General features: G+C 60.0%; 10 protein-coding genes. 8 read left to right on the top strand and 2 right to left on the bottom strand.

Translation table 11 applies throughout. The features are described from left to right. Positions 1-3 precede the first annotated feature (3 nt). The 5 genes from DXH78_RS15825 (at position 4) to DXH78_RS15805 (ending at position 5,747) form a co-directional block, all read left to right on the top strand. Entirely contained in the window at positions 4-780 is a 777-nt protein-coding gene (locus DXH78_RS15825) for a Cro/CI family transcriptional regulator (RefSeq protein ID WP_115518189.1), read from the top strand. A gap of 48 nt (positions 781-828) precedes the next feature. Then, on the top strand, positions 829-1,038 hold the full coding sequence (locus DXH78_RS15820; RefSeq protein ID WP_115518523.1) for a twin-arginine translocation signal domain-containing protein: 210 nt from the start codon (positions 829-831) through the stop codon (positions 1,036-1,038). A gap of 13 nt (positions 1,039-1,051) precedes the next feature. Beyond that, positions 1,052-4,000, top strand: coding sequence for a formate dehydrogenase subunit alpha (locus DXH78_RS15815; RefSeq protein WP_115518188.1), 2,949 nt, complete (start codon positions 1,052-1,054; stop codon positions 3,998-4,000). 13 nt (positions 4,001-4,013) lie between these two features. Then, positions 4,014-4,610, top strand: coding sequence for a formate dehydrogenase FDH3 subunit beta (gene fdh3B, locus DXH78_RS15810; RefSeq protein WP_115518187.1), 597 nt, complete (start codon positions 4,014-4,016; stop codon positions 4,608-4,610). 99 nt (positions 4,611-4,709) lie between these two features. Beyond that, complete coding sequence (locus DXH78_RS15805) at positions 4,710-5,747, top strand: formate dehydrogenase subunit gamma (RefSeq protein ID WP_245416900.1); 1,038 nt, start codon at positions 4,710-4,712, stop codon at positions 5,745-5,747. 168 nt (positions 5,748-5,915) lie between these two features. On the opposite strand, the gene DXH78_RS20275 is transcribed toward DXH78_RS15805, so the two are convergent. Both DXH78_RS20275 and DXH78_RS15800 read right to left on the bottom strand, forming a co-directional pair. Beyond that, complete coding sequence (locus DXH78_RS20275; protein WP_283805641.1) at positions 5,916-6,044, bottom strand: hypothetical protein; 129 nt, start codon at positions 6,042-6,044, stop codon at positions 5,916-5,918. A gap of 568 nt (positions 6,045-6,612) precedes the next feature. Then, the gene (locus tag DXH78_RS15800) at positions 6,613-7,617 is read right to left on the bottom strand and encodes an AbrB family transcriptional regulator (protein WP_168192865.1); all 1,005 of its coding nucleotides are present in this window, start codon (positions 7,615-7,617) and stop codon (positions 6,613-6,615) included. Positions 7,618-7,885: 268 nt separating this feature from the next. Here DXH78_RS15800 and DXH78_RS15795 point away from each other — a divergent pair, with 268 nt between their 5' ends. The 3 genes from DXH78_RS15795 to DXH78_RS15785 all read left to right on the top strand — a co-directional run bounded on the left by DXH78_RS15795 (position 7,886) and on the right by DXH78_RS15785 (position 10,304). Next, positions 7,886-8,863, top strand: a complete 978-nt coding sequence (locus DXH78_RS15795; RefSeq protein ID WP_147292661.1) for a Bug family tripartite tricarboxylate transporter substrate binding protein — start codon at positions 7,886-7,888, stop codon at positions 8,861-8,863. A gap of 155 nt (positions 8,864-9,018) precedes the next feature. Beyond that, a complete protein-coding gene (locus DXH78_RS15790) occupies positions 9,019-9,795 on the top strand; it encodes a maleate cis-trans isomerase family protein (RefSeq protein ID WP_115518184.1) in 777 nt (258 codons plus the stop codon). Between the two features lie 101 nt (positions 9,796-9,896). Further along, a complete protein-coding gene (locus DXH78_RS15785; RefSeq protein ID WP_115518183.1) occupies positions 9,897-10,304 on the top strand; it encodes a RidA family protein in 408 nt (135 codons plus the stop codon). Positions 10,305-10,312 lie beyond the last annotated feature (8 nt).

Raw genomic sequence — 10,312 nt, 5'->3', positions numbered from 1 at the left:
CGAATGCGTGACCCCGGCCTCAGACAAGCAATTCGTGCTGCGGGCAGTGTCAGCGAGCTCGCGCGGCAGCTTGGGATTTCACAACCCGCAGTTTCAAATTGGACCCGCGTTCCGGCGGAGCGGGTGGTGTCGGTGGAGAGCCTGACCGGCGTCAGTCGTGTCGTGCTGCGGCCCGATCTGTTCGGCGAGGCAAGAATGACCGGCAATGTCGATGAGATCGATACGGCGCGGGCGCAGGAATATGCGTTGCTGGCGGCGTTGCTCATGCGCGCGCCGGACGCGGCATTGCTCAAGCGCCTTGCCGGGTTGCGCGGCGACAGCAGCCCGCTCGGCATGGCGCACATTGCGCTGGCGGAAGCAGCCGAGCGCGCGACCCTCCAGCAGGTCGAGCGCGAATTCTTTGCGCTCTTCATCGGCGTCGGCCGCAGCGAGTTGATGCCTTACGCTTCTTACTATCTCACTGGCTTCCTGCACGAGCGACCGCTGGCGCGGTTGCGCGACGATCTCGGCAAGCTCGGCATCGAGCGCGTCGAGGGCAATGTCGAACCGGAAGATCATGCGGCCACGCTCTGCGAGATCATGGCCGGATTGATCGGCGGCCAGTTCGATGCGCCTCCCGGCAGCGACCAGGAAATTTTTGAGAAACATGTGACGTCGTGGATGGGGCAATTTTTCAGAGACCTTGAAACGGCGGAATCCGCGAAATTCTATCGCCCGGTCGGAACGATTGGACGTCTGCTGATGGACATCGAGACGGAAGCTTTCGCGCTGAATGCGTAAGCAAAACGTACGGCGCGCGACGACATATAGGGATCAAGGAGGATGGCGATGAAGTCGGAACCCAAATCCAAACTAGGACGACGTGATTTCCTGCGCGCGCTCGGCGCTGGCGCGGGCGTCGCCGTGACGACCGCCGCGCCGCTTGCCACTTCGGCCGTGGCGGACTCTGAGACCAACGATGAGAAGCGCAAGGCGCGCTACAAAGCGGATTCGGCCGAAGTGCAGACCTACTATCGCGTCAACCGCTATCCGAGCTGAGGGAGGCTGAGCCGTGTTAATAAAAAAATCGGAACGACAGGCACGTCGCGGCAATCTCGCAGCGGCCATTGATACTCAGGCGACGGGCGGCTTCGACCGCCGTACCTTCCTGCGCCGATCCGGTCTGGCAGCCGGTGGTCTCGCGGCGCTCGGCGCACTGCCGCTGGCCAGCGTCCGCAAGGCAGAAGCCGCCGGTACGCAGGTTGCTGGCGCAACCCTTCGCAAGAACATCTGCACGCACTGTTCGGTCGGTTGCACATTGATCGCTGAAGTGTCGAACGGCGTCTGGGTTGGGCAGGAGCCCGGCTGGGATTCGCCGATCAATCGCGGCTCGCATTGCGCCAAGGGCGCGGCGACCCGCGAACTGGTGCATGGCGATCGCCGCCTGCGCTACCCGATGAAGATGGTGAACGGGGAGTGGACCCGCATTTCGTGGGACGTCGCGATCAACGAGATCGGCGACAAACTGATGGAAATCAGGGCGAAGTCGGGCGCCGATTCAGTTTATTGGCTGGGTTCGGCGAAGTTCACGAACGAAGGCGCCTTCCTCAATCGCAAGCTCGCCGCCTTCTGGGGAACGAACAACGTCGACCACCAAGCGCGTATCTGCCATTCGACGACCGTTGCCGGCGTAGCCAACACCTGGGGCTACGGCGCGATGACGAACTCGTACACGGACATCCGCAACGCCAAGACCATGATCATCATGGGCGGCAATCCGGCCGAGGCGCATCCGGTGTCTCTGCAGCATGTGCTGGAAGGCAAGGAAGCCCGCCGCGCCAACATGATCGTGATCGATCCGCGTATGACGCGTACCGCGGCACACGCCACTGAATATGTCCGCATCCGCTCCGGTACCGACATTCCGGTGATCTACGGCATGCTGTGGCATATCTTTAAGAACGGCTGGGAAGACAAGCAGTTCATCGAACAGCGCGTCTACGGCATGGACGACATCCGCAAGGAAGTCGCCAAGTGGACGCCCGAGGAGGTGGAGCGCGTGACCGGTGTGCCGGGCGCGCAGCTCGAGCGTGTCGCCAAGATGTTCGCGACCGAGAAGCCGTCGACGCTGATCTGGTGCATGGGCGCGACCCAGCACACGGTCGGAACCGCCAACGTGCGCGCGCTCTGTATCGCGCTGCTGGCCACCGGCAATGTCGGCGCCCCGGGCACCGGCGCCAACATCTTCCGCGGCCACACCAACGTGCAGGGCGCGACCGATCTCGGCCTCGATATCGTGACGTTGCCGCTGTATTACGGCCTGGTCGAGGGCGCGTGGCGGCATTGGTCGCGCGTCTGGGAAGTCGACTACAACTGGTTCGTCGACCGGTTCGACAAGAGCACCGCCGCGGACGGCAAAGTCACCAACACGATGAACACGCCGGGTATTCCGTCGACACGGTGGTTCGACGCGACGCTTTTCGACAAGAAGGACGTGCGGCAGAAGGATCCGATCAAGGCGATGTTCATCATGGGCCACGGCGGCAACACCGTGACCCGCATGGCCGAAGCGCAGAAGGGTATCGAGAAGCTCGATCTTCTGGTGGTCTGCGACCCGCATCCGACCACCTGGGCGGCGCTGGCACCGGCGCGCAAGAATGGCACCTATCTGCTGCCGATCGCGACCAGCTACGAAACCAACGGCTCGCGCACGGCGTCCAACCGGGCGATCCAGTGGGGCGAGCAGATCGTCAAGCCGATTTTCGAATCGAAGGACGACCTTGAGGTCATGTACCTCCTGGCCAAGAAGCTCGGCTTCGCCGATGCGATGTTCAAGAACATCAAGGTCGAGAACAACCTGCCGTCGCCTGAGGATATTCTCCGCGAGATCAACCGCGGCGGCTTCTCGACCGGCTACTGCGGCCAGTCGCCGGAGCGGCTCAAGTCGCACATGGCGAACCAAAAAGACTTCGACATGCTGACGCAGAAGGCCACCACCGGTCCGAACAAAGGCGATTATTACGGCCTGCCGTGGCCTTGCTGGGGCACGCCCGAGTTCAAGCATCCGGGCACGCCGCTGCTGTACAATACCAACCTCTCGATCAAGGAAGGCGGCGGCACATTCCGTCCGCGCTTCGGCATCGAGCGCGAGGAAACGCTGCCGGACGGCACCAAGCGTATGGTGAGCCTGCTTGGCAACGGCTATTACTCCAAGGACTCCGAGATCAAGGACGGCTATCCCGAATTCACCCTGGGCGTCCTGAAGAAGCTCGGCTGGGATAAGGATTTGACCGAAGCCGAATTGGCGGTGATCAACAAGATCAATCCGACCACGCCGGATTCGGTGTCCTGGGCCATCGATCTGTCAGGCGGCATCCAACGTGTTGCCATCGAACATGGCTGCACCCCTTATGGGAACGGCAAGGCGCGTGCCAATGCATTCGGTCTGCCGGATCCGATCCCGGTGCACCGTGAGCCGATCTACACACCGCGTCCCGAACTCGTGGCGAAGTATCCGACGCTGCCGAACGCCGTGCAGTTCCGCTTGCCCAATATCGGCTTCGACGTTCAGAAAGCCGCGGTCGACAAGGGCGTTGCCAAGCAGTTCCCGCTCATCCTCACCTCCGGCCGCCTGGTTGAATACGAGGGCGGTGGTGAAGAAACGCGTTCGAACAAATGGCTGGCAGAACTCCAGCAGGACATGTTCGTCGAAATCAATCCGGCTGATGCCGCCGAACGCGGCATCAAGGACGGCAGCTGGGTTTGGCTGACCGGTGCAGAAAACAACTCCAAGGCCAGGATGAAGGCGCTGGTCACCGAACGTGTCGGCAAGGGCGTGACCTGGTGTCCGTTCCACTTCGCCGGCTGGTTCGAAGGCGTCGATCAGCGCGGCAACTATCCGAAGGGTACCGATCCGATCGTGCTGGGCGAAAGCGTCAACACGCTGACCACCTACGGCTACGACCCGGTCACCGGTATGCAGGAACCCAAGGCCACCCTCTGTCAGGTCAGAGCGGCTTAAAGGAGCAACGATCATGGCACGTATGAAATTCCTCTGCGACGCCGACCGTTGCATCGAATGCAACGCTTGCGTCACGGCCTGCAAGAACGAGAACGATGTCCCCTGGGGCATCAATCGTCGGCGTGTCGTCACTATCAATGACGGCAAGCCGGGTGAGCGTTCGGTGTCGATGGCTTGTATGCACTGCACCGATGCGCCCTGCGCTTCGGTATGCCCGGTGGACTGCTTCTACACGACCGCGGACGCGGTGGTTCTGCACTCCAAGGACCTCTGCATCGGCTGCGGGTATTGCTTCTACGCCTGTCCCTTCGGCGCGCCGCAGTACCCTAAAGTCGGCAACTTCGGTTCGCGCGGCAAGATGGACAAGTGCACGTTCTGCGCCGGCGGTCCGGAAGCGGACGGCAGCAAGGCGGAGTATGAAAAATACGGCGCCAACCGGTTGGCCGAAGGCAAGCTGCCGCTCTGCGCCGAAATGTGCTCGACCAAATCGCTGCTGGCCGGCGACGGCGATGTGATTGCCCAGATCTACAAGGAACGCGTGTCCCGTCGCGGCTACGGCTCCGGTGCCTGGGGCTGGCAGACGGCCTACCGCGAAACGATCGCGACCTGAACGGGGCAAACCGATGTCGGCGGCGTGAAACGCTCGCGCCGCCGTTTCCGACAACGAGACATTGAGAAGATATTGAGACGACAAGGGGAGGGGATGCCGATGTTGCGCATTTTGGCGAAACTCATGATGCAGGGTCGCTACATCGCCGGCGCTCTCGCGCTTGCTTTCGTTATCGCCATCGCTGCGCCGGTCTCGGCGCAGCAGCCATCCTCGGTCAACCCGACGGCAAGTGCGGTTCAGGAGCGGCAGCTTCTCCAGGAACTCAACCGGATCCAGGGCCGGGTTTCGATCCCGGATACCAAATCCGATGTGCTGGAACAGCCGGCCGGCCGCGAATGGCGGCAGTGGCACCAGGTGACGCTGCGCTGGATCGGCGCCATCGCCATTCTCGGAATGCTGGCGCTGCTGGTCGTCTTTTATCTGGTGCGCGGCCAAGTCAAACTGGAAAGCGGGTTTTCCGGGCGCAAGATCGTACGTTTCAGCGCGGTCGAGCGCTTCGTGCATTGGCTGACGGCGACATGTTTTGTTGTTCTGGCGGTTTCCGGACTTAATGTGACCTTTGGCAAGGCGCTGCTGCTGCCGCTGATCGGCCCGTCGGCGTTCTCCACCTGGTCGGAGCTGGCGAAATACTCACACAACTTCCTCAGCTTCCCGTTCACGATCGGCGTGGTGCTGATTTTCCTGATGTGGCTCGGCAGCAATATTCCGAACCGGACCGACGTCGAGTGGGTGAAGCGTGGCGGCGGCATCATCGGCCATGACCATCCGCCGGCCGGTCACTTCAACGCCGGCCAGAAGATGATCTATTGGATCGTTGTGCTCGGCGGCGGCGCCTCGGCCGTCACTGGTTATCTGCTGCTGTTCCCGTTTTACGGCACGGGAATCGCCGACATGCAATTGGCCCAGGTGATTCACTCTGTCGTCGCGGTGCTGTTCATCGCCGCTATGCTTGGCCACATCTACATTGGCACGGTCGGCATGCAGGGCGCCTTTGAGGCGATGGGCGAGGGCACCGTCGACGTCAATTGGGCGAAGGAGCACCACAGCCTGTGGCTGGATCAGGAAAGGGCTCGTGCGGGTGCGGCCGGTGCGGCTGACGCACAACGCCGGGCGACGGCTGCAGGCCCCGCCGAGTAGCCATCAGGTCTACAACAACAAGAAAGCGCCCGGCTTGCGAAGCCGGGCGCTTTTCTTTTGGCGATTCGAACGGTTTGCGATCAATCGTAGCGGCTCGACCCTCGTCGTTTCGGACTGAATCGGAAGGCTGCCTTGCTGCGATCGGTGTAGAGCCGTCCCTGGTACCGCTTAGGCGCCGAGGCGTACGCCGCCGGTGCTGAAGGCCTTGTCCGCAGGCTCGTTGATACCACTGAGAACAACGCCGCCGACGACAGCGATCAAAACGGCTGCGAGGCAAGCAATGATGAAGCTTTTCATGGATGAACCCTCCGAATAAGTCGTTATTTTAAACTATAGCAGAAATAGCCAGCGGTGAGGAGACGCAAGTTTGCGGCGGCCTGTCGCGGCGGCCGTGCGTCGGGGAAAGGCGCCAAATGCGCGCAGTGCGGAACCCGGAGCTTACCCAAGGGTTGAACCGGGAATCTCACTATGGAGTGTCCCATGCGCGCCGCCCTCGTTCTGCTCTGTTTGGTTACCTCAGCCGGGCTGGCGTCAGCTCAGACGCAGCCTCCGGCGACGGAGAATGCTCCGGCCTCGGAACAAAGCACGGGCCGTACGGTCACGCCAGAAACGAAGGGACAGCTACAGCCGCAGGGCTGGACAGGTCCGATCAATACGAAATCTGAAGGCGGTGCCCCCGCTGAAAGCCCGCAGGGCCAAACCCCTCCTGGCATGCAGGCGGCTCCTGAAGGATCTTCGAAAACCGTCGTAGACCCGGGCACGAAGGCGCAATGACGGTTGGTCGACCGCCGGCATGACTCTAATGGCGTCGTATTGCTTTTGGTTTTGACGCAAGCAATTTGTCGAACCTTTCCGGGATGGGTATCTACCGTCCGCGCCGCAAAAAGCGCAATATAAGGGGCGTGACACCCATCACGAAGAAGACCCGTACTAGGTGATGCGCGCCGACGTATATGGGATCAAGGTGCAACGCCAAGGCGAGCAGCATCATGCCGTCAGAGGCGCCGGGGGCGAAAGCCACCATCATTTGAGCGGTGGGGACGGCGAGTATGGGCAGAAGCGCGCCGGCGAAGCTGGCGGCGATGATAGTGGTGAGAAGCAATGTGCCAATTGCCGCACCAAAATAGCATTTGAGCTGCGACCAGGATGTGTTCGAGAATCGAGCGCCGGCGACGGCGCCAAAGGCGATCATCACAACGTATTGCACTCCAGATGGCAGGGTGACATCAATCAAGCCGCTTCCATGCAGGGCCGCGGAGGCGAGCATTGCGCCGAAAAGAAGCCCGCCCGGGAATCTTGCGCGATGAGCAAGTGCGGCGGTGAGGGTCGAGACCAAAGTGAGGATTGCCAGCTCACCGGGCTGCGACAGCTGAAATGCGTTGCGCGTTGAGATCGGCGTACCGTCGGCGAGTCCCAAAATTGCGAATGTCGCGGGCAACGCGATTGACAGGACGATGACGCGTACCGTTTGCACAATAGCCACCGCGCGTGCATCTGCCTTACATTCAAAAGCTAGCACCATTACCTGCGCCATTCCCCCGGGCACTGCCGACAAGTAGGCCGTCGTACCGTCGAATTTGTGGACGAATTTCAGATAACTGGTGCCAGCAACACTCATCGCTATTGTCGATGCAAGTAGCATCGTCAGGCTAAGCGGATAGTCGCTCAACCCGTTGATCGTCGCCGGAGTGACGACGCTTCCCAAAGATATGCCGATGAGCACAAATAAAATGCGGACCGCCGGCGTAGGAACATACATAGGCCGGCCCGCCAGCGCGGCACTTGCCACAAAGGCGATCGAACCCGACAGGTAGCCCGCTGGAACACCTAGAAGAGTGAAAGCGATCCCGCCAGCGCCAGCAAGTGTCAATGTCTCCGCGATGTTGCGACATGAACGCGGAGGCGGACGGAATGCCGATATCATTCGTGCTTTCTCGAGTGCGCGATTATTCGTCTGAGAAGAATTATCGTTCGTTTTTTACAATGCGAACGGTCGCTATTTTCATAATACCCTTCGGCACAGAAGCGTCATCAGCCGTAGCTATGCGCCTCAAGAATCGATGTATTGCAATTTCAGATATGATGCCGGGATAGTGTCTATCGAAGCTGCCGCCAGAGATCTCAATCGGAGTTGAACCTTGCGAAATCATGTGCTGACTACGGTAGTAGCCGCGCTACTTGCCGCCTTGTGTTCTGAGGTCGCAGTTGCGAACGATTATCCGTCGCGCCCGATACGAATGTTGGTGACCACAGGAGCGGGCGGCGCTGGAGACCTGGTTGCGCGAGCTATTGCGGAGCGGTTTTCCCAAAGCATGGGGCAGCCTGTAACCGTCGAAAACAATCCGTCGGCGAATGGCGGCGTCATGGCGGGGCAGCTCGCGAAAGCAACGCCCGATGGGTATACGCTGTCAGTCATGGTCGACAGCACCCTGACCAGCAATCCTCATCTATATAAGAATCTGTCCTATGATCCGTCCAAGGACTTCGAGCCGATCGGTATAATCAGCAAGCTCCCGCTGGTTCTCGTCGCTAATCGCGAATTGAAGGCGGATGATGTTCGTGGCGTCATCGGTCTGGCCAAAGCGGCTCCGGGAAAATTGACTTATGCGTCGACCGGCATTGGCACGCAGCTGCACATAGGGATGGAGCTTTTGAAATTGAGGGCCGGCATTGATCTGCTCCACGTGCCATATCGGACCACGACGAGCGCCATGACCGATGTTATGGGCGGCAGGATCGACATGGTGATGGTGGGGCAATCGTCGGCGAAAGCCCAGGCGGAAGTTCCACAACTCAAATTGCTCGGCATAGCCGCGCTCAATAGGTCAGCGCTGCTGCCGAACGTGCCGCCGATCAGCGAGGCCGGGCTGGATGGATATGAGGTAACGTCCTATTTTGTGCTGCTTGCCCCTGCGAAAATGCCGAGAGAGATTGTCATGCGTCTTTCGGACGAGCTCAAGAAGGCGGCGAGTGATCCCCGATTCATTGCGGCTCTTGAACCGCAGGGCATGGAGATTGTTGCCAGCTCTCCGGAAGAAATGCGAACGACGATGGAGAAGACTTCTGAGAAATGGCGCGATGTCATTAAGGCGACCGGCACGACCGTTAATCAGTAGTCTATACCATCCCCACGCACATCGCGGGTGGTTGTGTCGGCCCCCCGAAGTCGCGCGGAAGTGGCAGATCCGGTGAGGGTTTCGGGGCTTCCATTCGCTATCGTTAGTGCGGTGTCGCAATACACATCGCGCGCTCTGGAATCGCGAGATCGCAAATGAGCTTTTCGCTTTGGCGTGGTGTGGTCGGAATGGTACGCCCGACGCGGCGGCCAGGGACTCTGGAGGAGCTGATACGAATTCTGCCGGAGGGCATAGGCATTGTGCCCTTGCTTTTGAATTTTAAAGCCGGTTCCAATTCTGAGTTTCTCGAGTCGTTGCCGCAGTATGAGGCATTCGTTGCCGAACTAGCGGAACAGGGCGTTGACTTCATTATTCTCTCCGGCGCCCCGCCTTTTATGTTGCTCGGCTACGAAGGCGAGCGTGCATTGATCGAGGCGTGGGAAGCAAAATATGGAACGCCGATCGTTACAGACCCGCAAATGCAGGTCGCGAGCTTGCGCGCATTAGGCATCAAGTCGTTCGTTGGCGCGAGCTACTCCGCGATCCAGAATGAGATCGTGCTGAAATACATGGCTGAGGCCGGCTTTCAGTCCCTGTCGATGGAGCCGATTGATGTTCCCTTCGATCAGGTATCTCAAATTTCCGCAGAGAGGCTATACTCTCATGTGAAGCGTCAATGCGTCCGGCATCCGGGCGCAGATGGCATCTATATTCAGGGCGGCGGGTGGCAAACGGCCCGGGTCGTTCAGATGCTCGAGGACGATCTGCAAATGCCGGTTGTGCATGCGACTATTTGCCAGGCCTGGGAGATTCATACGCGGCTCCGCGTCCGGCAGGTGGCGAGCGGGTACGGCAGACTTCTCACGGAGCTTCCCAAAAACCCGGCGATAGCTAGTCATCGCGCAAAGGCTGATCCTGGGCTGGAGAGGTAAGCACTGGGCATTACTACCGGGCTTGAGTTCGTTCGCGCCCTGGTGCGTCTGTCAGCGCAGCGATTGTGATCCCTGTCTCCTTGAGCGGTTGAGGTGAATTCATGGCGACCGTCAAAATTTATACGCCGGATACGATGTGTCCTCCAGGCTCGCCTTACGAGCAAATCGCCCAAGTCCGGGGCAGCGAATATGTGTTCATCGCCGGACAGGTCGCCGTGGACGGGTCTGGAAATCTTGTAGGAGACGGCAACATTGAGGCTCAGTGTGAGCGCGTATTCGCCAATATCGAGCTGGCTCTGCACGCCGCCGGGGCCGGATGGCAGAATGTCGTGGAATTTACCAGCTATCTCGTGCGCCGAGAGGATATTGCGCCGTTCAGAGATTATCGTACACGTGTCTTTCCAGACATGTTCGCCAATGGCGCCTATCCGCCATCGACGCTCCTCATTGTGAGCGGACTTGCGAGCCCGAAGTATCTGCTGGAAGTCAAAGCCACCGCGGCGATTTAGTGGCGTTA

Source organism: Undibacter mobilis, assembly GCF_003367195.1.
Taxonomy (GTDB): Bacteria; Pseudomonadota; Alphaproteobacteria; order Rhizobiales; family Xanthobacteraceae; genus Pseudolabrys; species Pseudolabrys mobilis.
This window is presented reverse-complemented; position numbering and strand designations above follow the sequence as displayed.